The 21,473-nt window shown below is 70.3% G+C and carries 13 protein-coding genes; 8 read left to right on the forward strand and 5 right to left on the reverse strand.

Translation table 11 applies throughout. The features are described from left to right. Nucleotides 1–327 precede the first annotated feature (327 nt). Genes G4D85_RS11115 through G4D85_RS11125 form a run of 3 tightly spaced genes read left to right on the forward strand, consistent with a single transcriptional unit; the run spans nucleotide 328 to nucleotide 2,926 of the window. Nucleotides 328–1,527, forward strand: coding sequence for an acyl-CoA dehydrogenase family protein (locus G4D85_RS11115; RefSeq protein WP_164010958.1), 1,200 nt, complete (start codon nucleotides 328–330; stop codon nucleotides 1,525–1,527). A gap of 3 nt (nucleotides 1,528–1,530) precedes the next feature. Further along, entirely contained in the window at nucleotides 1,531–2,547 is a 1,017-nt protein-coding gene (locus G4D85_RS11120) for a phosphotransferase family protein (RefSeq protein WP_164010960.1), read from the forward strand. Beyond that, nucleotides 2,540–2,926, forward strand: a complete 387-nt coding sequence (locus G4D85_RS11125) for a DUF6285 domain-containing protein (protein ID WP_164010962.1) — start codon at nucleotides 2,540–2,542, stop codon at nucleotides 2,924–2,926. Before G4D85_RS11120 ends, G4D85_RS11125 begins: the two co-directional genes overlap by 8 nt. A gap of 170 nt (nucleotides 2,927–3,096) precedes the next feature. On the opposite strand, the gene G4D85_RS11130 is transcribed toward G4D85_RS11125, so the two are convergent. Beyond that, nucleotides 3,097–5,121: a CocE/NonD family hydrolase gene (locus G4D85_RS11130; RefSeq protein WP_164010964.1), complete on the reverse strand. Its 2,025-nt coding sequence runs from the start codon at nucleotides 5,119–5,121 to the stop codon at nucleotides 3,097–3,099. Between the two features lie 210 nt (nucleotides 5,122–5,331). On the opposite strand from G4D85_RS11130, the gene G4D85_RS11135 reads away from it, so the two are divergent. Continuing rightward, entirely contained in the window at nucleotides 5,332–6,240 is a 909-nt protein-coding gene (locus G4D85_RS11135) for an NlpC/P60 family protein (protein WP_164010966.1), read from the forward strand. 23 nt (nucleotides 6,241–6,263) lie between these two features. Here G4D85_RS11135 and G4D85_RS11140 read toward each other — a convergent pair whose 3' ends face one another. Genes G4D85_RS11140 through G4D85_RS11150 form a run of 3 tightly spaced genes read right to left on the reverse strand, consistent with a single transcriptional unit; the run spans nucleotide 6,264 to nucleotide 16,099 of the window. After that, the gene (locus G4D85_RS11140; RefSeq protein ID WP_164010968.1) at nucleotides 6,264–9,527 is read right to left on the reverse strand and encodes a carboxypeptidase regulatory-like domain-containing protein; all 3,264 of its coding nucleotides are present in this window, start codon (nucleotides 9,525–9,527) and stop codon (nucleotides 6,264–6,266) included. A gap of 37 nt (nucleotides 9,528–9,564) precedes the next feature. Continuing rightward, nucleotides 9,565–12,816, reverse strand: a complete 3,252-nt coding sequence (locus G4D85_RS11145; RefSeq protein WP_164010970.1) for an MSCRAMM family protein — start codon at nucleotides 12,814–12,816, stop codon at nucleotides 9,565–9,567. Nucleotides 12,817–12,853: 37 nt separating this feature from the next. Then, the gene (locus G4D85_RS11150; RefSeq protein ID WP_164010971.1) at nucleotides 12,854–16,099 is read right to left on the reverse strand and encodes an MSCRAMM family protein; all 3,246 of its coding nucleotides are present in this window, start codon (nucleotides 16,097–16,099) and stop codon (nucleotides 12,854–12,856) included. A gap of 195 nt (nucleotides 16,100–16,294) precedes the next feature. Between G4D85_RS11150 and G4D85_RS11155 the strand changes: the two genes are divergently transcribed. From G4D85_RS11155 to G4D85_RS11170, 4 genes are all read left to right on the forward strand, one after another. Beyond that, a complete protein-coding gene (locus G4D85_RS11155) occupies nucleotides 16,295–17,431 on the forward strand; it encodes an aminotransferase class V-fold PLP-dependent enzyme (protein WP_164010973.1) in 1,137 nt (378 codons plus the stop codon). Nucleotides 17,432–17,536: 105 nt separating this feature from the next. Then, nucleotides 17,537–18,919, forward strand: coding sequence for a hypothetical protein (locus G4D85_RS11160; RefSeq protein WP_164010975.1), 1,383 nt, complete (start codon nucleotides 17,537–17,539; stop codon nucleotides 18,917–18,919). A 70-nt stretch (nucleotides 18,920–18,989) separates the two neighbouring features. After that, entirely contained in the window at nucleotides 18,990–20,150 is a 1,161-nt protein-coding gene (locus G4D85_RS11165; RefSeq protein WP_164010977.1) for a helix-turn-helix domain-containing protein, read from the forward strand. A gap of 23 nt (nucleotides 20,151–20,173) precedes the next feature. Continuing rightward, a complete protein-coding gene (locus G4D85_RS11170; RefSeq protein ID WP_164010979.1) occupies nucleotides 20,174–20,836 on the forward strand; it encodes a hypothetical protein in 663 nt (220 codons plus the stop codon). Nucleotides 20,837–21,011: 175 nt separating this feature from the next. Here G4D85_RS11170 and G4D85_RS11175 read toward each other — a convergent pair whose 3' ends face one another. Next, nucleotides 21,012–21,323 (reverse strand): hypothetical protein, encoded by a 312-nt coding sequence (locus G4D85_RS11175; protein ID WP_164010981.1) that lies wholly within the window; start codon nucleotides 21,321–21,323, stop codon nucleotides 21,012–21,014. Nucleotides 21,324–21,473: the final 150 nt, after the last annotated feature.

Genomic DNA, 21,473 nt, shown 5'->3' on the forward strand with positions numbered 1-21,473 from the left:
GTGACGGCGGTGCACCTGGTGGAGCGGGTGCTGCCGCACGTGCCCTACCGTGCCTCCTTCGGCTTCGTGCCTTGAGACCCTGGAGCGCACCGCGGTGCAAGGCTTCCAGTGAGCGCGCTCCAGAGCGGCCCGTACGCCAAGACCCGCCGCCTGCCTTCCCCCCACGCAGCGCTTCGAGGGTGGCTCCCGACGCTGGCGTCATCTTCTTCCAATATTATTGGCGGAGTGCCAATAATGTCATGGGCGGCCAGGGGTGGCTCTCCCAGGCTCCACCCACGGGTGCCGGCGGATACCTGTGAATCCCACGCCGTTTCCCTGGAGCTCGAATTGGATTTCTCCCTGTCGCCCGAGGTCGAGGACTATCGCCTGCGTGTGAGGGCCTTCGTCGAGCAGCACGTGCTGCCGCTCGAGAAGCAGCCCGACGCTTTCGACGCGCACGAGAACATCCGCGAGGACGTGGTGGCCCGGGTGCGCGCCCGCGCCCGCGAGGAAGGGCTGTGGGCCTTCCAGATGCCGAAGTCACGCGGAGGGCAGGGCCTGGGCGTGGTGGGCATGGCGGCCTGCTACGAGGAAGCGGCGCGCTCGCCCTTCGGGCCGGTGATGTTCAACGCCGCGCCGCCCGATGACGGCAACATGATTGTCCTGGAGAAGGTCCTCCGGACCGAGGACCTGAAGCAGCGCTGGCTGCAGCCCATCATCGACGGCAAGGTCCGTTCGGCCTTCGCCATGACGGAGCCGCGGGGTTGTGGCTCCGACCCGTCCCTCACGTACACGAAGGCCACACGGCGTGGCGACACGTGGGTCATCACCGGGCGCAAGTGGTTCATCACGGGCGCGCAAGGGGCCCAGCACTTCATCCTGATTGCGCGCACGTCCGACGACGAGCGCAAGGGCCTCAGCGCCTTCCTGTTCGACGCGAGCCAGCCGGGTTGGCGCATCGAGCGGCGCATTCCCATCATGGGGCCGGAGGAGCACGGCGGGCACTGTGAACTCGTGTTCGAGGGCCTGGAGATTCCGGACGCCCACCGGCTGCTGGAGCTGGGGGACGGCCTCAAGGTGACGCAGATTCGCCTGGGCACGGCGCGCCTCACGCATTGCATGCGCTGGCTGGGACTGGCGAAGCGGTGCCTGGAAGAAGCGGGCGGGTACGTGTCGGAGCGCATGAGCTTCGGTTCGACGCTGGCGCAGCATGAAGGCGTGCAGTGGATGCTGGGCGACGCCGCCAAGGACATCCACATCGGCCGGCTGCTCACCATGAGCGCCGCGTGGAAGCTGGACCAGGGCGACTTCGCCCGTACGGACATCTCCATCGCGAAGATTCACGTCGCGGACACGCTGCACAAGGCGGCGGACACGGCCATCCAGTTGCTGGGAGCGCGTGGCTACTCCAAGGACACATGCGTCGAGTGGATATACCGCTACGCCAGGCAGGCCCGGCTGGTGGACGGCGCCAGCGAGGTGCACAAGCAGGTGCTGTCGCGCGCATACCTGGCGGAGGGGCAGGGCTTCTTCAAGTGGGGCGTGTGACTCATGCAAGACGCGCAGCGGACGGCACTGGAGCGCTTCCTGGCGGAGAGGTCCGGCGCCCGCGCGGTGCGAATCGACGATGCGCGCCTGCTCTCGGGAGGCGCCATCCAGGAGAACTGGCTGCTCAAGGCCACCGTCACCGGCGGCGCGCATGATGGCGTACTGGAGTGCGTCCTGCGCGCGGACGCGCCCTCTGGCGTCTCGGTGTCGCACAGCCGCGCCCGGGAGTTCGCGCTGCTCCAGGAGGCCTTGCGCGTGGGAGTGACGGTTCCCGAGCCCCTGTGGCTGGGCGACACCGCTGTGTTCGGCCGGGACTTCTTCGTGATGCGCAAGGCCCGCGGCACGGCCGCGGCGCACCGACTGATGAAGGAGCCGGGGCTGGGCGGGGACCGCGAGCGGCTGACGGAGCGTATCGGTGAGGAGATGGCGCGGCTGCACACCCTCCGTCCGCCGTCGGAGCGGTTGTCCTTCCTGCCACCGCCGGTGCGCTCGCCCGCGCTGAAGGGCGTGGAGGAGTTCAGGGCCTTCCTGGACGGACACCACACGCCCTTCCCGGCGCTGGAGTGGGGCATCCGCTGGTTGGAGCTGCACGCGCCACGGACGCGGGAATGGGTGCTGGCGCATCGTGACTTCCGCACGGGCAATTACATGGTGGATGAGGCGGGGCTCACGGCCGTGCTGGACTGGGAGTTCGCGGCGTGGTCGGACCCGCTGGAGGACCTGGGCTGGTTCTGCGCGCGCTGCTGGCGCTTCGGCCAGTTCGACAAGGAGGCGGGCGGCATCGGCTCCCGCGAGGCGCTGTTCCGGGGCTATGAGCGCGTGAGTGGCCTCCGGCTCGAGCGCGAGGCGGTGTTCTACTGGGAAGTGTATGCCCACGTGCGGTGGGCGGTGATTGCGCTCCAACAGGGGGAGCGCCATGTGTCCGGTCAGGAGCCCTCCCTGGAGCTGGCGCTGACGGCGCACATCGTGCCGGAGCTGGAGCTGGAGCTCCTCCGGATGACGGGGGTGGGCAATGCGTGAGCGTCCCGATGGCGCCGATTTGCTGGCGATTGCCCGCGAGGTGCTGCGCAAGGAGTTGCTGCCCCTGCTGCCCGAGGACAAGGCCTATGGCGCGCTGATGATTGCCAACGCCATGGGCATCGCCGAGCGCCAGCTTCGCAACGGCACGGAGCCTCAAGAAGCGGAGCGGCAGGCGTTGTCCACGTTGCTCCAGCGTGACGGTGAGCTGATGGCGCTGAACCGTGAGCTCGCGGCGCGAATCCGCCAGGGAGTGCTCGACGACAGCGCCGAGGCCCGCGGGCTGCTGTGGGAAGCGACGGTGCAGCGGGTACGGGAGAGCGCGCCGAAAGCACTGGCAGGGGGAGCGGGCGGCAGCCGAACGAGAGGCGAGGGCCGCTGACGGCTACGCGGATCCGCTCGCCTCCAACGACACGGCCGAGGGCCGTCTCCAGAACCGCCGCATCGAGGTCCAGGTGCTCGAACCCCTGCGACAGACAGCCAGGTGACGACAGGGTGCGGCGACGGGAAAAGGGCCTTCTTCGCGTGGATGAAGGAGAACTTCACTTCGCCTCAGGCAACCCGGTCTCGGCGACGGCTCAGCGCAAGGACGCCGACGACGGCCACCCACAGGCTGACAGCCTTGCCGGGGCCCGCTTCGCAGCTCCAGCCCGCGGGGACGACCTCGTCTCCGTCTGCGCCCTCCCCAGCCCCTTCGCCTTCGCCCTCTCCTTCGCCTTCGCCCTCTCCTTCGCCCACACCGGGCGGGGGTGGTGGCAGTGGCGGTGTTCCGCTCGCTACGGGCAGGGTGACGGTGCTGGGGTGCGCCGGGTCCGTGTAGATGGAGAGCGTCGTCGCCACCGGGGTCGGCGAAGAGGACAACGGCTCGGCGACGTTCGGGTTCACTTCGTAGTGCGGCGAGTTCGTCCCACTGATTGCCACGCGGAGGCTGTGGCCAGCCTTCACCCGTACGGAAACCGGCCCCAGGTCGATTTCGAACGGGAGGGGGACTCCCGGCGTGAGCGGCGTGATGACGGAAGAGTCGGCGACGAAGCGCCCGCGGCGCACGCCGTCGGTGAGCAAAATCGACCTGCCATTCGGCGCGACCTGCGTCAGGCGCACGACGACGTCGACATCCGTCGTGGCGCTCGCCGCGTAGATCCGCGCCTTGGGGTTGCCGATGAGCTCATAATCAGAGGTCCCCGGCGCGGTGGTGAGGGTCAGCACGTCACCGCGCGCGTCGATCGCCGACTGGTCTCGAGGACCGTCCGCGACGGAGAGGTTCGCCCCGCCCACGGTCGGAACCGGGTTCGAAGGCTCGACGGGCAACGTCGTGACGGCTTGCGCGGCGGTGAGATACCAGGGCGTCAGGACGCTCTCCGGAGGCGGCCAGAGCGTGCCCTGTCGCCACTCTCCGGTCGCGGCCGTGCCGTCGTCGCCAATCTGCGTGACGAAGTAGCGCAGCGACGGCCAGTTGGGCGTCCCCTGTCTCTTGAGGCAATGGTTGAAGAAGGCGAGGTTGTCGTCCGCCGGCGCGGCCACGTTCGCGTAGGAGAGCTCGCCAATCGGCGTCTGCGCGTCGCCGTGCGTCCAGGCGCCGAGCACCAACGTGTGACCGGAACCCGGCGCCGAGTCCTTCACGTAGTTCGAAAAGGCCGCCGTCTGCTGTAGCGCGAAGACGTCGAAGAAACCCGAGGTCATGTACAAGCGAGCGCGAATCCGGCGGCGCTCGCTCGCATCGACAATCACCGGGTCCCAGTAGCTGCTCCTGGCTTCATGGGCGCGCCAGGCGGCGAGCGTCGTTGGCGTCGGAAAGCCGTTGAGCCAAGACGTCGTCAGCTCGGCTCGCCAGGCGCCGCCTGGCATGAGCGACTCGTACAGGTTGTCGGAAGCGTTCTGGACGTGGGCACAGCGCAGCGAATCCGGCGCATCCGGGAGCGCCAGGAGCTGCACGATGCCCTCGGCGGAGCCTCCGAAGGAGCCGATGTTGCCGTCGCACCAGGCTTGTTGCTCTATCCAGCGCATCGTCGCCGGACCATCTACGGCGTCGGTAAAGAAGGGCAGGAACGTCCCCTCGGAGCCCCCCCGCCCGCGCACGTCCTGGGAGACGACGATGTAGCCGTTCAGGTCCGCCAGGTTCCACACGAGGAGGGATTGGGGGAACGGGAACCCGCGGCCGTAGGGCGTGCGACGCAGGATGACCGGGCGCGGCCCGGGAAATTGGGCCGGATCCGGCCTCCACACATCCGTCATCAGCTTCGTGCCATCGGGCATCGGGACCATCACTTCGGTCTTCGTTGCCGCGAGCGCGGTCTGCGCGCACAGGACGAAAAGGAGGACACGCTTTAGGGAGCGCATGGCGCACCCTACCATGTGGCATTGCATCCAGTGCCGCGATACCCCGGGGCTGCGCCTCCCCTGTCCGGGTGATTGCCTCCCCGGCAATCCGGAAGCCCCCGGCACCCGGTGAATGTCCCGGTCCGCCAGCTTCTCGATGTCGCCAAAGACAGACAACGTGAGCCCGCCGATGGGCGGCGGGAAGACGTGCTTCACCTGCGTCCAGAAGTCGAGGCTGGACGGGCCGGTGATGACGCCCACGTTGTGACGCCCACCAGGCCGCGCGTGTGCAGCGCGTCAGCGGCCGGGTGCACCGTCATCGCCAGCGCCGGGCGTGGCCCGTCCCTTGACATCCCCGGGCCTCTGGGTGTCCATTAGTCCAGAAAACCAGTTATCTAAGAATTTAAGAACTAGCCGGGAATAGCCGCCTGCCGTCCCATACCCCTGTAGCACCCGAAAGGATGTCTCCGAATGCGCTCGTCTCGCCGCTCCGCGACGTTGGCAGCCGTCTCCGCGCTCATCTCGTTCTTCGCACTCACGCCGTCTGCTCACGCCGACTTCACCTTCTACAGGACGGGGCCGCACACCGGGGCCTGCTGGGTCAAGGTGAACGCGTACGGCGGCGTCTATCAGGTCAGCAACGTCCTGCTGAATGGGACGGGCGCCTCGCAGACCGCCACGGTGCAGAACTTCCGTCCGGGGGTCGGGCTGCAGTCCAGCTATACCTACACCGCGGCGCCGGGAGAGTGGGTGGGTGGCGAAATCGCCCACGTGGCCATCGTGCCCGGCGATGAGTTCTATTACTACCTCAACGGCGCGCTCGTGGCGGGCATCCCGGCAGGCGGCATCCCCTTCTACATGCAGCACTGCAAGGTGGTGGAGTCGCCTTCCGTCAAGGTCCGCCTGGCCATCTCCTACGGTCTCGCCGCGCTGGACGCTGTCTACACGGGAGCCTGTGGGGGGTCCTACCGGTTCGGCGCGGCTCCCAGCACGGGCAGGTGGCACTACGGCTCGAGCTGCGGCAGTGGGCAGGGCAACTACTACCAGCCCGCGGGCGTCAGGGGGTTCGACTGCTCGGGGCTGGTGTTCAAGATGTTCGAGTATGCGGGCGTGTACTTCCCCTGGCAGTCCTCCTCCGCGATGAAGTCTGGCATTCCGCAGATCTCCAAGGCCTATCTCCAGGTGGGGGACCTGCTGGTGAAGAATGGCCATGTCGCGGTCTACCTGGGTGACGGCGACGGGGATGGCATTCCGTCCGTCCTGGAGGCGACGCCGGAGTGGACGAACCCCGATGGCAGCAAGACGGGCGTCATCATCTCCGACGCCTTCAAGTACCTCAACGACTCGGCTTATACGGCGCACCGGGTCTCCGGAATCTGAGGGGCGCGGCGGTCCGCGACAGGCTAATCCGAATCGGCGGCGAAGGAGCGCCACACCAGGGACAGGTTGCGGGACAGCGTGCCCCCGGAGGGGATGACCAGCTCCTCGCTGTGGAACCGTGGGGAGTCGCCGGACTGGACGATGAAGACGGTGGCCACGCCCTGGGGCACCTGTTGGAAGGTGGCCTCGTCCCCTCGCTGCTCGACGCCGATGGAATAGTCGGAGAGGCGCTCCAGGGCCACGCTGCTTGAGGGCGGAGGCACGCTGCCCGGGAGCAGCATGACGGACACGTCGTCGCCGCCCGCCCCCCGCAGCTTCACCGTGGCGCCGCCCTCCTGCTCCTGGAAGGAGACCTGGACCCGGCCGCTGGCGGGCACCACCACGCGCTGGGGCGGGAAGACGGGACGGCGGGATTCCAGGGGGTCGTGGGTCGACAGCCACACCGTGTAGGGCCCCGGCTCCAGGCCGCGCTGGACGAGCTGGCCCTTCCGGATGAAGCCCAGCTCCTCGACGCCATCCCCGTGGAACTCGACTGTCGCGTCGCGAAGGCGGCCCCGGACGCCCTTCGCCGTCACCTCCACCCGGGCGCCCGGGTCCATGCGGAGGAGCAACTCCTCCTGCTCGGGGCCCACCGTGAGGCGCTGCTTCCGGTAGCCGTCGCAGGTGGCGGTGAGGGTGAAGGCCTCCAGGTCCACGTGGGGCAGGTCGAAGGTGCCGTCCTCCTTCGTGACCTCCGTGTCCTCGTTGCTCAGGGTGAACGGGGCCCCCCTGGCATCCATGGACCGGGTGGAGAACTCGAAGCCCACGTCCGCGAGGGGCTCGCCCGTCTCCGCGTCCACCACCCGCCCATGGAGCCCGCGGCCCCGGCTCATCCGCACCACGCCCAGGTCCAGGTCCACGCCGCTCGCACCCGGCTCCCACCGGAGCACCCGCGTGGCCAGGCCCTCGGCTTCGAAGACGAGCGGCTCGGAGGGCAGGTCCTCCAAGGGCACGGCGAAGTCGCCGTCCGGGTCCTCCATCAGCGCGCCGTTCACCTGGAAGCGGGGGATGGGCGCACCGTCGGGCCCCACGAGCCTTCCGACGATGTGGGCGTCCCGCCTCAGGACGAGCCGCACCTGCGCCGTGTCCGCACCGACGCGGAGCATGCCATCCTCTGCTTCCGTGCCTCCCGTCGAAAGCCCACGGTCCAGCGTGTAGCCGGACCTCCAGGCGCTGACGTCGTACGCGGCTTCCGTCAGGGCTCGCAGGGTGAAGCGCCCCTCCGCTTCCGTTGCCACGCCCATGGGCGTGCCATGGCGGTTGTTGCGGCCGTCCTGCTTCCAGAACGGCGCGTCCCGTTGGGGAGGACGGGCCCGGACATAGACGTCCTCCACGGGCTGGCCCGAGACATCCACCACGAGGCCGGACAGGGTGCGCTCCGGCTCCATCCGCAGCGGGACCTGGGCTCGCGTGCCGGCCTGGAGCTCCACCACACGCCAGACCCTGCGGGTGGCGCTCGCCGCCTCCCGCGTGGCCAGCAACAGGTATCGGCCGGGCGGCACGCCCTGGATGAGGAAGTGTCCCTTCTCGTCGGTGCGCACGTTGCGCCCGAGGCGCCACTCCTCCAGGCCCTCCGGGTCCTGCAGCTCCACGAGAAAGCCCTCCAGCCGCACGCCTTGCGCGTCCTCCACCGTGCCCTCCACCGAGGCGCCCGGCTTGAGCGTGAGGTGCACGTTCCGCAAGGGCGCGCGGACGCGAAAGGCCCCGCCGAGGAAGGACGTAGCGGTGACGTGGATGCGGTAGTTCCCGGGCTCCTCCGTGTCCAGGACGAAGCGGCCTTCCTCGTCCGTCCAGGCGTCCTCATGGGCCTCGGTGTCCTCGGCCTCCGTGTCGGCGCGCACGGGGACGAGCCGGATGCCGGACAGGGGCCGGCCCTCGGTGTCCGTGACGCGCCCGGTGATGGAGGCCGCGCGGTGGAGCGTGAAGTCCACGGGCCCCGTGGCCGGGCCGAGCGTCTGCGGCTCCAAGCGCCACCTGTCGAGGTGGCCGGGTGCCGTCACCGCGAAGTCCCACTCGCCGGACTCCAAGGGGCCCAGGCGGTAGTGCCCCTCCGGACCCGTGAGGGCCCGCAGGCTCGCGCCGGTCGACTCCATCAAGGACGCGCTGGACACTCTGACGGTGGCGCCGGCCACGGGCTGTCCCGACTCGTCCGACACGGTGCCCTCGACGTGAAGGGCGCTGCCCAGCTCCAGCACCACCTCCGGTGTCGTGGGGCCCGCCGTCACCCGCGCGAGCGCAAAGCGCCCCTCCCGCGAGGCGCTGAGCGTGTACTCGCCCGGGGGGAGCACCCATTCGAAGCGGCCCTCCGCGTCCGCGGTGATGCCGTGCGCAGTTTCGCCGGCCACGGGAATGCGCTGTCCGGGGACCCTGCGCACCTCGGCACCCGGCGCCGGGACTCCGTTGGACAGCACGCGGCCGGAGAGCCGGCTCGGACGGAGGAGCGTCACCTGCTTGTGCATGTCCCCGATGCCTACGAACGCCGGGAGCCAGCCTTCCTTCGCGACGACCGCCAGGTACATCTCGCGGTACGGCACGGGGCCCATGCGGAAGCCGCCATCCGGGCCGGTGGTCGCGTCGAAGAAGCGGGGGCGCCACATGTCCAGCGCCGTGACGTTGGCGCCGGCCAGGGGCGTGCCCCCACCCATGACGGTGCCCTGCAGCAGGATGCCCGCTTCCAGCTCCAGCGCCACGCCCTCGGAGCCGGCGGGGATGCCGGAGCGCATCGCCGCACCGTGCTCGCCCAGCGCCCAGAGCGTCATCACCCCCTCGGGCAGGGCTTCGAGGACGAAGGCACCGTCCGCGCCGGTGGTCGTCTCCGCGTGGACGGGCGCCTCGCCCTCGCGCGCGCCGACGAGCTCGATGACGACGTCTCTCGCGTCGTCGATGCACTGGGGAAGCCGCTTGCTCCGGGCGCTCTGGCGCAAATGGGACTGGGCGGCCCACGGCGGGCGTTCGGGGCAGGGCATTTCGGACAGCGTCTGCCCGGGCTCCGGCGACGAGGCGGAGACGCGGACTCCGGCCACGGGCACGCCCTCCGTGTCCACCACGGTGCCGGAGATGCGAAGCCCGGCGCTGGGGCGCTGCGACGTGGTGGCGGCGGCGCGCGACGCGTGAGGTGTCCCGGCGTTGCGGACCGCCTGCGTCTTGGATGATGGAGCCCCGCGCCAGCCGCCGCCTGGCAGCGCCCACGTGACGAGCACGAGCGCCCCGACGACGACGGACCCCCACAGCCAATGACGCGTGCGCATGCTTCCCTTCCTCCGCGGAGGGCCCCGCCGCGACAGGCTAATCCGAATCGGCGGCGAAGGAGCGCCACACCGGGGACAGCTCGCGGGACAGCGTGCCTCCGGTGGGGATGTCCAGCTCCTCGCGGTGGACGCGCGTGGGGCTGTCGGGGTGGAGGACGAAGACGGTGGCCCGGCCCGGGGGCACCTGACGGAAGGTGGCCTCGTCCTCCGGCTGCTCGACGGTGAGGGAGTGGGCGAAGAGGCTCCCCACGTCCTCGAGGCGCGTGGGCGGAGGCGCGCTGCCGGAGAACAGGATGACGACCGCGCTGGTGCCGCCCGCCACGCGCAGCTTCACCGTGGCGCCGCCCGCGGTGGCCTGGAAGGTGATGGGCAGCCGGCCGCTGGGTGGCACCACCACGCGCTGGGGATGGAAGACGGGGAAGCGGCGGTCCAGGGAGTCCTCGGCCGACAGCCGCACCGTGTAGGGCCCCGGCTTCAGTCCGCGCTGGACGAAGTGGCCCTTGTCGGCGAGGCCCGACAGCACGGCGTCGTTGTCCCCTTGGAACTCCACCCTCGCGGTGCGGGGGCGGCCCTCGAGGTCCTTGACCGTCACCTCCACCCGGGCGCCCGGGTCCATGCGGACAGTCACTTCCTCCTGCTCGGGTCCCACCGTGAGGCGCTGCTTCCGGTAGCCCTCGGCCGTCGCGGTGACGGTGAAGGCCTCCAGGTCCAGGTCGGACAGCTCGAAGGTGCCGTCCTCCCCCGTGCCCTGGCTGTACACGGTGAGGGGCCCCAGCTCGGGATGGGAGGCTCGCGAGGCGAGGTCGAGGTTGGCATGTGCGAGGGGCTTGCCCGTCTCCGCGTCCACCAGCCGGCCCCGGAGGTCGCGGCCCCGGCGCATCCGCACCACGCCCACGTCCACGTCCCCACCGCCCGCGTGACGCTCCCACCGGAGCACCCGCGCGGCCACGCCCTCGGCCTCGAAGAGCAGCTCATCGGAGGGCAGGCTGTCGATTGGCAGCGCGAAGGCGCCGCGCTCGTCATTGAAGGGCATGCCGCTCACCCGGAAGCGGGGGATGGGCGCGCCGTCAGGGCCCACGAGCCGCCCGACGACGTGGGCATCCCGCGTCAGGACGAGCCGCACCTCGGCCGTTTCCGCGCCGACGCGGAGCATGTCGCCCTCCCCGGCCGTTCCGCCCGTGGAGCGTTCGGGAGCGAGGGTGTAGCCAGGCTTCCCGGCGCTGACGTCGTAGGTGGCCTCCGTCAGGCCGTGCAGGATGAAGCGCCCGTCCTCGCCCGTCGGCAGGCCCGGGGGGGGGCCATGGCGGCTGCGGAAGCCATCCCGCTTCCAGACCGGCCCGCCCCGCTGGGGTGGCCGGGCCCGGACGATTGCACCTGCCGCGGGCTGGCCCGCTTCATCCACCACGAGGCCGGACAGGGTGCGCTCCGGCTCCATTCGCAGCTCGACCTGCATGCGCGCGCCAGCGCTCAGCTCCACCACGCGCCAGACCCTGCGGGTGGCGCTCGGCTGCTCCCGCGTGGCCAGCAGCACGTAGCGGCCGGGCGGCACGCCCCGGAGCAGGAAGTGTCCCTTCGTGTCGGTGCGCACCCCCCGTCGCACATGCAGCACCTCCTCGCCCTTCGGGTCCTGCAGCTCCACGAAGAAGCCCTCCAGCAGCAGGCCCTGCGCGTCCACCACCGTCCCCTCCACGGAGGCGCCCGGCTCCAGCGTGAGGTGCACGTCCCGCGAGGGCGCGCGGACGGGAAAGGACGCTTCGAGGAAGGGGGCGTCGGGGGCTTCGAGGAGGTAGTCCCCGGGCTCCTCCGCGTCGAGGACGAAGCGGCCTTCCGCATCCGTCCAGGTCTTCTCCGGGGAGAAGGAGTACTCGATGACGTCCTCCCGCTGATAGACGCGCCCGAAGGCGAGCTCGATGCCCGGCAGGGGCCGGCCCCCGGTATCGGTGACGCGCCCGGTGACGGAGGCCGCGCGCTTGAGCGTGAGGTCCACGGGCCGCGGGTTGGGCCCGAGCGTGCGCTCCTCGGCCCGCTGCAGGTCCACGTGCCCGGGGGCCTCCGCCGTGAAGCCCCAGGTGCCGGGCTCCACGGGGCCCACACCGTAGTGTCCCCTCTCGTTCGTGACGGCGCGCAGGCGCGTGTTGGACGCCTCCCGATGGACCGCGTCCACGGTGGCGCCGGCCACGGGCCGCCCCAACTCGTCCGACACGGTGCCCTCGACGTGGAGGGCGGTGCCCAGCTCCAGTGCCACTTCCGGCGACGCGGTGCCAACCGTCACCCGGGCGAGCGCGTAGCGTCCTTCGTGCGCGGCGCTGAGCGTGTACTCGCCCGGGGGGAGCGTCCAGGTGAAGCGTCCCGCCGCGTCCGTGGTGAGGCCGCGCGCGCCGTCGCTGGGAATGTGCCCGTCGGGAGCCATGCGCACCTCGGCGCCCGGCACCGGGACGCCGTCGGCCAGCACGCGGCCGGCGAGGCGGCTCGGGCGGTGGAGCGTCATCCCCAGGTGAATCGCATGGAGTGGGAGGAGTTGCGGGAGCCAGCCCTCCTTCGCGACGAGCCCGTAGTACGTCCCGCCTTCCGGCAGGGGGCCCAGCTCGAAGCGGCCATCCGGGCCGCTGGTCGCGTCGAAGAAGCGGGGGTGGCGCAAGTCGAGCACCGTCACCCGCACGTCCGCGATGGGGGCGTCCTCTCCCGTGGCGGTGCCTCGCACCGTCATGCCCTTGTCCAGCACCAGCTCCACGCCCTCGGAGCCGGCGGGGATGCCGGACCGCATTCCCGCGCCGCGCGCGTCGAGCGCCCAGAGCGCCATCGGCCCCTCGGGCAGACCTTCGAGGACGAAGGCGCCGTCCGCGCCGGTGGTCGTCTCGGCGTGGATGGAGGCCTCGCCCTCGCGCGCGCCGACGAGCTCCATGATGAGCGCGCGCGCCGGCTCCACGCACTCGGGAAGCGTCCGGCCGTGGGTGCTCGGGTCCCTCGGGTCCTCGTAGGGTTCCTGCGAGCCCTCGGGGCAGGGCAGCTCGGACAGCGTCTGCCCGGGCTCCGGCGACGAGGCGGAGACGCGGACTCCGGCCACGGGCACGCCCTCCGTGTCCACCACGGTGCCGGAGATGCGAAGCCCGGCGCTGGGGCGCTGCGACGTGGTGGCGGCGGCGCGCGACGCGTGAGGTGTCCCGGCGTTGCGGACCGCCTGCGTCTTGGATGATGGAGCCCCGCGCCAGCCGCCGCCTGGCAGCGCCCACGTGACGAGCACGAGCGCCCCGACGACGACGGACCCCCAAAGCCAATGACGGGTGCGCATGCTTCCCTTCCTCCGCGGAGGCCCCCGCCGCGACAGGCTAATCCGAATCGGCGGCGAAGGAGCGCCACACCGGGGACAGCTCGCGGGACAGCGTGCCCCCGGTGGGGATGTCCAGCTCCTCGCGGTGGAAGCGCGTGTCGCCGTCAGGGTGGAGGAAGAAGACGGTGGCCCGGCCCGGGGGCACGTGACGGAAGGTGGCCTCGTCCCTCCGCTGCTCGGCGGTGAAGGACTGGACGTGAAGGCGCTCCACGTCGTCGCGGCGCGCGGGCGCGGGCACGCTGCCGGGGAACAGCATGACGTACGAGCCGGTGCCGCCCGCCACGCGCAGCTTCACCGTGGCGCCGCTCTCCGTGGCCTGGAAGGTGATGGGCAGCCGGCCGCTGGCGGGCACCACCACGCGCTGCGGCTGGAAGAGGGGGCGCAGGGAGTCCTCGTCGTCCTCGTCCGACAGCCGCACGGTGTAGGGCCCCGGCTCCAGGCCGCGCTGGACGAGCTGTCCCGCGTTGGCGCGGCCCGACAGCACGGTGTCGTCCTGCCCGTGGAACTCCACCGTCGCGGCGAGGGGCTGGCCCTGGAGGTCCTTCACCGTCACCTCCACCCGGGCGCCCGGGTCCATGCGGACGGTCAGCTCCTCCTGGCCGGGGCCTGGCGTGAGGCGCTGCCTCCGGTAGCCCTCGGCCGTCGCGGTGACCTGGAAGGCCTCCAGGTCCACCTGGGGCATTTCGAAGGTGCCGTCCTCCTCAATGCTCTGGAGGTACACGCCGGGGGACGTCTCATTCGCCCGGGCGAAGAGCTCGAGGCTGGCCTCCGAGAGGGGCTGGCCCGTCTCCGCGTCCACCACCCGGCCCCGGAGCGCGCGGCCCCGGCTCATCCGCACCACGCCCAGGTCCAGGTCCCCATCGCCCTCGTGCGGCTCCAGCCGGAGCACCCGCACGGCCACGCCCTCCGCCTCGAAGACAAGCTCCCCGGAGGGCAGGCTGTCGATGGGGTACGCGAAGGCGCCGCCCTCGTCGTTGATGCGAAAGGAGTTCACCTGGAAGCTGGGGATGGGCGCGCCGTCAGGGCCCACGAGCCGCCCGACGACGTGCGCGTCCCGCGTGAGGACGAGCCGCACCTCCGCCGTGTCCGCGCCGACACGGAGCATGTCGTCCTCCCCGGCCGCTCCGCCCGTGGAGCGTCCGGGGGAGAGGGTCAAGCCCGCCTTCCCGGCGCTGACGTCGTAGGTGGCCTCCGTCAGGCCGTGCAGGAGGAAGCGCCCGCTCTCACCCGTCGGCAGGCCCGGGGGAGGGCCGTGGTAGCTGCGGAAGCCGTCCCGCTTCCAGACCGGCCCGCCCCGCTGGGGTGGCCGGGCCCGGACGATTGCACCTGCCACGGGCTGGCCCGCTTCATCCACCACGATGCCGGACAGGGTGCGCTCCGGCTCCAGGCGCAGCTCGACCTGCATGCGCGCGCCAGCGCTCAGCTCCACCACGCGCCAGACCCTGCGGGTGGCGCTCGGCTGCTCCCGCGTGGCCAGCAGCACGTAGCGGCCGGGCGGCACGCCCCGGAGCAGGAAGTGTCCCTTCGTATCCGTGCGCTGACCTCGCCGCAGGCTCAGCACCTCTCCGCCCTCCGGGTCCTGCAGGTCCACGAAGAAGCCCTCCAGCAACAGGCCGTTCGCGTCCACCACCGTCCCCTCCACGGAGGCGCCCGGCTCCAACGTGAGGTGTACGTCCCGCGAGGGCGCGCGGACGAGGAGAGAGGCTTTGAGGAAGGGCGCGTCGGGGGCTTCGAGGAGGTAGTTCCCGGGCTTCGCCGCGTCGAGGACGAAGCGGCCCTCCGCATCCGTCCAGGTCCTCTCCGGGGAGATGGAGTAACTGATGCCGTCCTCCCTTTCATGGGGGAGGGGGTGCCCGAAGGCGAGCTGGATGCCCGGCAGGGGCCGGCCCTCGGTATCGGTGACGCGCCCGGTGATGGAGGCCGCGCGCTTGAGCGTGAGGTCCACGGGGCCCGTGGTCGGGCCGAGCGTGCGCTCCCTGGCCCGCGGCAGGTCCACGTACCCGGGGGCCTCCACCGTGAAGCCCCAGGTGCCGGGCTCCACGGGGCCCACACCGTAGTGTCCCTTCTCGTCCGTGACGGCGCGCAGGCTCGTGGTGGACCCCTCCCGCTGGCCCACGTCCACGGTGGCGCCGGCCACGGGCCGCCCCGCCTCGTCCGTCACGGTGCCCTCGACGTGGAGGGCGCTGCCCAGCTCCAGTGCCACTTCCGGCGACGCGGTGCCAACCGTCACCCGGGCGAGCGCGTAGCGTCCTTCGTGCGCGGCGCTGAGCGTGTACTCGCCCGGGGGGAGCGTCCAGGTGAAGCGTCCCGCCGCGTCCGTGGTGAGGCCGCGCGCGCCGTCGCTGGGAATGTGCCCGTCGGGAGCCATGCGCACCTCGGCGCCCGGCACCGGGACGCCGTCGGCCAGCACGCGGCCGGCGAGGCGGCTCGGGCGGTGGAGCGTCATCCCCAGGTGAATCGCATGGAGTGGGAGGAGTTGCGGGAGCCAGCCCTCCTTCGCGACGAGTCCGTAGTACGTCCCGCCTTCCGGCAGGGGGCCCAGCTCGAAGCGGCCATCCGGGCCGCTGGTCGCGTCGAAGAAGCGGGGATGGCTCAAGTCCAGCACCGTCACCCGCACGTCCGCGACGGGAGCGCCCTCTCCCATGGCGGTGCCACCCACCTTCATGCCCCTGTCCAGCACCAGCTCCACGCCCGCGGAGCCGGCGGGGATGCCGGACCGCATTCCCGCGCCGCGCGCGTCGAGCGCCCAGAGCGCCATCGGCCCCTCGGGCAGGGCTTCGAGGACGAAGGCGCCGTCCGCGCCGGTGGTCGTCTCGGCGTGGATGGGGGCCTCGCCCTCGCGCGCGCCGACGAGCTCCATGATGAGCTCGCCCGCTTCTTTCGGGCACTCGGGAAGCGTCCGGCCGTGGGTGCTCGGGTCCCTCGGGTCCTCGGAGGGCTTCAGCGAGCCCTCGGGGCAGGGCAGCTCGGACAAAGTCTGTCCGGGCTCGGGCCACGAGGCGGAGACGCGGACCCCGGCCACGGGAAGGCCCTGGCCGTCCACCACGGTGCCGCGGATGTGCAGCCCCGCGCCGGAGTGCTGCGAAGCGGTGGGGCGGGTGTCGCGTGACGCGCGAGGCGTCCCGGTGTCACGGAGTGCCCGCACCGGGGAGGACGTCCCGTCGCTCCAGTCCCCGAGCGGCAGCGCCCAGGTGATGAGTGCGAGCACGCCGACGATGGCCATCCCCCACATCCAACGACGCATGCGCGCGCTGTCCCTTCGCCAGTGTCTCCAGTCGCAACAGGATAGCAGGTGGCGGGCACAACCCAGACAGCCCTGCCCATGGCGGCGCCAGGGGCTTCAATTCTTCACGGCAGGTGGACCGCTCCCGAGGGCGCGTGGGTGTCCGCCTGAAAGCGCCACCGTCCATGCCGTGCGGCCGTAGACTGCGCGCCCGTCATGCTCCTGCCCAGCCAGCGACACCTCTTCGAGCTTCCCGACAGCGTCACGTACCTCAACTGCGCGTACATGTCCCCGCAGCTCCGCTCGGTGCGGGCGGCGGGCGAGGCGGCGCTGGCGGTGAAGGCGCAACCGTGGCGGCTGAAGCCGGACGACTTCTTCACCCACTCCGAGGCCCTGCGCGCCCTCTTCGCCCGGCTGGTGGGCGCGGACGCGGACGGCGTGGCGCTGGTGCCCTCGGTGAGCTACGGCATGGCGGTGGCGGCGGCGAACCTGCGCGCGCGCGAGGGCCAGCGGCTGGTGGTGCTGGCGGACGAGTTCCCCTCCAACGTCTACCCGTGGCGCGAGCTGTCGCGCCGCACGCGGGCACAGCTCGTCACGGTGGCGCGGCCGCAAGACGGAGACTGGACGCGCGCGGTGCTGGACGAGGTGGACGAGCGCTGCGCGGTGGTGGCGGTGCCGCACTGCCACTGGACGGACGGCTCGTGGTTGGACCTGGAGCGCGTGGGTGAGCGGGCGCGTCAGGTGGGCGCTGCGCTGGCGGTGGACGGCACGCAGTCGGTGGGCGCGCTGCCGCTGGACGTGGGCAAGGTGCGGCCGGACTTCCTGGTGGCGGCCGGGTACAAGTGGCTGATGGGGCCCTACAGCCAGGGCTACCTCTACGTGGCTCCCGGGTACCGCGAGGGCGTGCCGCTGGAGCAGAGCTGGATTCTGCGTCAGGGCAGCGAGGACTTCTCGCGGCTGGTGGACTACCGCGACGCGTACCAGCCCGGCGCCCGGCGCTTCGACGTGGGCGAGCGCAGCAACTTCCAGCTCGTCCCCATGGCCGCGGCGGCGCTGGAGCAATTGCTGGCGTGGGGCGTGGAGGACATCCAGCGCACGCTGCGTGTGCTGACGGAGCGGATTGCCCGGGGCGCCACCGCGTTGCAGCTGGAGGTTGCGCCCGAGGCGCACCGTGTGGGGCACCTCATCGGCCTGCGGCGCCGGGGCGGGTACGCGCCGACGGTGGCCCAGCGCCTGGCCGAGCAGGACATCCACGTCAGCGTGCGAGGGGACAACCTCCGCGTGGCGCCGCACCTCTACAACACCCCTGAGGACGTGGACCGGCTGCTCGCGGCCCTGGCCCCGCTGCTGTAGACGCGCACGAGGCGTCAGGGTGTGGTGGGTCGCGCATCACCCGCAACCACAAGCATGCATCGAGCATGACAATCTTTGGCGAGTCTGCTCGACTCATCAGGTCCTATGAGCATGCTCGTGGAATGGAATGCTGTCCTGGGTCAGCAGGACTGGCTTGGTATTCTGGAAATTGCGCGGAAGCTTCTGGGTTTCTGCCGGAAGCATGTGACGTACCTCCGCTATGGGTTGCGCCCGGATGAGGCCTACAAGCCCCGCCTGGATGTGCGCAAGGAGGCCTGCGCCTTCTTCGAGCGCGTTGACAGCGAAGAGCTCGACGAGGAGGAGGTCGGTGAGCTGGTCGAGCTGATGGTGCGGTGGTCGGCCCGGCATCCCGCCCCGCTCGTGGCGCACGCGGTGGCGCTGGGCTTGGATGATGCGCTGCATGCGCGCATCCACGGGATGTTCCGTGGCCGCCACTCCTTCACCGTGCAGGCCAATGAGCTCATCCCCGTCCTCGATGTCCCATGCAAAGGCCAGCTCAAGGGAGAGCAGAACTCGGACCCGCACAACATCGACATTCCCTTCGATGGAACGCGCAATCTGCAGTTGATGCCCGAGACACTGGAGCATGCCGTCACCTTCAGCTACGAATTGGATGACGCACTGGCGGGACTCGGCCTTCAATCGCGCATTGGCGTGGGGCTACCCAATGGGCAAATCAAGACGGATTCGGCGAAATCAGAGCTTCAGTGGGAGCGGTATACCCGGAATGATTGTCCGCTCTTTCGCAACGTCCGCCCTTCCGATGAGGAGGAGCAGCGGCGCCGGTTGCTGGACCTGCTCGACGACGCGGTCCGTAAGCGCGTCTACCTGTTGATTCTGCCGGAATTGTCGGTCACCCCGGGCCTCCTTGACGCTGTGCAAGAGCACCTCCAGCGCTTCGGCACCCGGGCCGTTCCCCCGGCCATCGTGGCCGGAAGCTGCCACCTCGAGGATGAACATGCCCGGCTGCGCAACCGCTCCCTGCTGCTGTTGCCTCATGCGCGGCACGTCCTGCACGACAAGTTCGAGCCGTTCTCCTTCCCTGACCGGAGGGATGACAACACCGAGCCCGAGTCGTACCGGCATGAGGACATCCACCGGGAACCCACGCTGCGAATCTTCGTGTCCGGCCAGTGGTCCTGGGTGACGCTCATCTGCAAGGACGCGATGCCGCCTCGGACCGTGAATCTCATCGAAGCCTTGCGCCCACGCCTCGTGGTGGTCCCCGCCATGTCCCCGAAGACCCAGCCCTTCGATACGAACGCCCGCACCTTTGCCACGCACGCCCAGACGACCACCATCGTCGCGAATGCGGCGGATGAGGAAGTCCCGGATGCACAGGTGGTGGTGGTCAGCCGACCCCGGAGGAAGGAGTCCCGCTTTTTCAAGGCCCTGCGTAGGAGCAAGGTATCGCCTCCCTGCCTGGTCCTTTTCGATTCAGGAAAGCGACTTTATTTTCGTAGTTGACTGACGGTTGACAGCGTTAGTTGACAGAAAGGTGATGCGGCCCTAGTTTTCTGCGCCGCCCGGAGGCGCGATGAAGCTCGATAAAGTGGCGCGGAAGCTGTCCAGTGGGCAGCTCACTGAAGAAGCGCTGCGAATGTTCGCGCGGGATGTGGGCCATGAGCTGCCGCATCACCGGTTGGAAACCCTCAAGGGCTTCAGGGAACTCCTGGCCCGCGCCGCGATAGGTCCTTCCTTCGCCTGGGGGAGTGGGTACCGCGCTGCGCTGCTCGATATGGTGGCGTCCTTCGAGTCGGCTGTGTGCGCGAGGCAGGACCGTCAAAGCGCGGAACTCCTCTTGAGACATCGGAGTGCCTGGCGTGAGGTGCTGCATGCGTTGCGAGATGGCCCGCTAACGCAAAAGGAGCTCGCTGCGGCGCTGGGCAATATGGACAAGGGGCAGATGTCCCGCACGCTCAGCGAGATGCGGGATGCGGCGCTGGTGGAGGTCTTTGCCTGTGCCGAGGGTGACAGGAGCCGCCCGCACCAACTCACGCCCCTGGGCAAGCGACTGCTGGAACAGCATGACTCCTCCGAGCTGTCCGAGCGGGACGAGGCCTTGCTGCGGTTTGCCGTCACCTTCATTGGATTGAGTGTGATGGAAGGGCGGGCCCTGACTGGCGAGCTGGACGCGGTCTGCCGTCGCGCCGTGCGGCCCGAGGCAGCGCGTGTCGTTCCCCGCAAGGCAGCGCATTTCCTGGAGACAGAAGTCCAGCGATTGGGTGTCTATAGCCGGGGAGGCGATGCGGTGCCTGCTGTAGCGCCGCGAGCCAGCATCTTCCTGGAGGGACTCTTCAACAGGTGGTCCTCGCATGAAGAGGCGCCCCCACCTTTCTGGCAGGACATTCTACGGCGGTTGCCCGGGCCCCAGACTCCGCTGCTCGTACGTGCCGCGCGGCCGGGACATTGGCAGCGGCTCCTTGTCCAGAAGCCCTGGGGAGCACAGGTTCCCGCGGAGAGCCGTGTCTTCTCGGGCGTAGACCTGCAGCATGGCTTGTTCGACCCGCCAGAGCGTGGGTTCGTGCTCGTCTACGAGAGCCTCGCGCTGCGAACGCTGGATCTCTCACAGGGAGGGCTGCTCAGGGAGCTCGAGCGGCGGGCAGTCGCCCGATTCTGCTTCGTCATGAAAGGGGAAGAGGTGGACGAAGGATACACTCCTCTGGAGGTCGAGAGTTACTTCGAGCGCCGGCCATAGCGGAGCCAGTCAGGGAGTCGCCCATGCGTATCAAAGACGAAAGCCTGGTCCGGGGCTTGTTGGTCCCGAACATGGGGCGCCTGCGACTTCCGGACAGCCTCTATGCGGACATTGCTCGGACCGGCGCATTGCTGCGGGGACACTTCGCGCTCCAGAGCGGCCACCATAGCGAGTACTTCCTGCGGTTCAGTCAGCTCGGCTGGGATGCCGAGGCACTCACGAACATTGCTCAACTCCTGCTGGAGCAGCCTCCCTTCAGGGTCAACGAACCAACCTTTCTCTGCTCGGAAGCCGCGGGGTTGTTTCTGGGGAGTGCCATCGCGCGGCGTTGGACGGGGAGCAAGCTTGCCGTACTGAAGATGGATGCGCGCAAGCGGCCCACGGAGGTGCTGCGAGAGGGCGTACTGACGCCGGGAGGGGACGTCGTCGTGGTGGACGATGTCGTCACCCAGGGCCGCTCACTGGAGACCTTCCTGAAGCAGGCTCAAATGGCTGAAGCCAGGGTGCAGGGTGTCCTCACCTTCGCCGTGCTCAAGCCCGACGAATTCAAGGCACGCCTGCATGCGGCTGAGCTCTCAGCAGGATGGCTTCTCGAAGCACGGTGGCCTACCCATCCCGCTGCGGAGTGTCCCCTGTGCGAGCAGGATGCCGCCGACCTGCCCTTGCCTGCGTTCGAGCTCATCTGACCGACCCGCGGTGGGGTTGCACACCCGCTCCATCTGTCTGGCTCGTGCATGTGAGGCGGCAGCTATCCAGTCCGCCGGCCAGGGTGCTGAACGCACGCGAGACGCGCACGAGGCGCCAGGGCCCGGGCACTTCCCGGACCCTGACGCCTTCACGCCTCACGCAGTGCGGAGGTGACTACTCCTGGCCTTCGGGAATCGGAGTCTGGGTGCCCGGTTCGTCGGTGTCCTGCTCGATGACGTCGCCCGAGCCGCCCGTCCCGCCCGTGCCCGCGTCCATCTTCGTGCCGGCGTCCGCCTTCATCATCCCGCTACCGCCGGTGCCCGGGTCCTGGGTGCCCACGTCACCGGAGCCGCCCGTCCCCTCCTCCATACCCGCGCCGCCCGCGCCGCCCGCGCCTTCCTGCCCGCGGTTCGTGTCCCGGCAACCCGTCACCGTCAGAGCCGCGGCCGCCGCTCCGAGCACCATCCATCGCTTGAGCTGATTCATCGAAACGCCTCCGTGAAATGACTGGGCCAAGGCTGGGGGCTGGGTCGCCCCGCCGCATCGGACCGGGCGTCACCAGCTCTCCTGGTCGTCCTGTCAGCGACCAGGCAGGCAAGCCAGTCATCTCCATGGGTTCGCTTCGCGCGAGGGCGC

Source organism: Pyxidicoccus trucidator, from assembly GCF_010894435.1.
Classification (GTDB): domain Bacteria; phylum Myxococcota; class Myxococcia; order Myxococcales; family Myxococcaceae; genus Myxococcus; species Myxococcus trucidator.

Bases quoted from the DNA above. Each gene is read 5' to 3' on its own strand.
- G4D85_RS11120 (WP_164010960.1), top strand. From the start codon at position 1,531: ATGCAAGACGCGCAGCGGACGGCACTGGAGCGCTTCCTGGCGGAGAGG.
- G4D85_RS11125 (WP_164010962.1), top strand. From the start codon at position 2,540: ATGCGTGAGCGTCCCGATGGCGCCGATTTGCTGGCGATTGCCCGCGAG.
- G4D85_RS11135 (WP_164010966.1), top strand. From the start codon at position 5,332: ATGCGCTCGTCTCGCCGCTCCGCGACGTTGGCAGCCGTCTCCGCGCTC.
- G4D85_RS11140 (WP_164010968.1), bottom strand. From the start codon at position 9,527: ATGCGCACGCGTCATTGGCTGTGGGGGTCCGTCGTCGTCGGGGCGCTC.
- G4D85_RS11145 (WP_164010970.1), bottom strand. From the start codon at position 12,816: ATGCGCACCCGTCATTGGCTTTGGGGGTCCGTCGTCGTCGGGGCGCTC.
- G4D85_RS11150 (WP_164010971.1), bottom strand. From the start codon at position 16,099: ATGCGTCGTTGGATGTGGGGGATGGCCATCGTCGGCGTGCTCGCACTC.
- G4D85_RS11155 (WP_164010973.1), top strand. From the start codon at position 16,295: ATGCTCCTGCCCAGCCAGCGACACCTCTTCGAGCTTCCCGACAGCGTC.
- G4D85_RS11160 (WP_164010975.1), top strand. From the start codon at position 17,537: ATGAGCATGCTCGTGGAATGGAATGCTGTCCTGGGTCAGCAGGACTGG.
- G4D85_RS11165 (WP_164010977.1), top strand. From the start codon at position 18,990: ATGAAGCTCGATAAAGTGGCGCGGAAGCTGTCCAGTGGGCAGCTCACT.
- G4D85_RS11170 (WP_164010979.1), top strand. From the start codon at position 20,174: ATGCGTATCAAAGACGAAAGCCTGGTCCGGGGCTTGTTGGTCCCGAAC.
- G4D85_RS11175 (WP_164010981.1), bottom strand. From the start codon at position 21,323: ATGAATCAGCTCAAGCGATGGATGGTGCTCGGAGCGGCGGCCGCGGCT.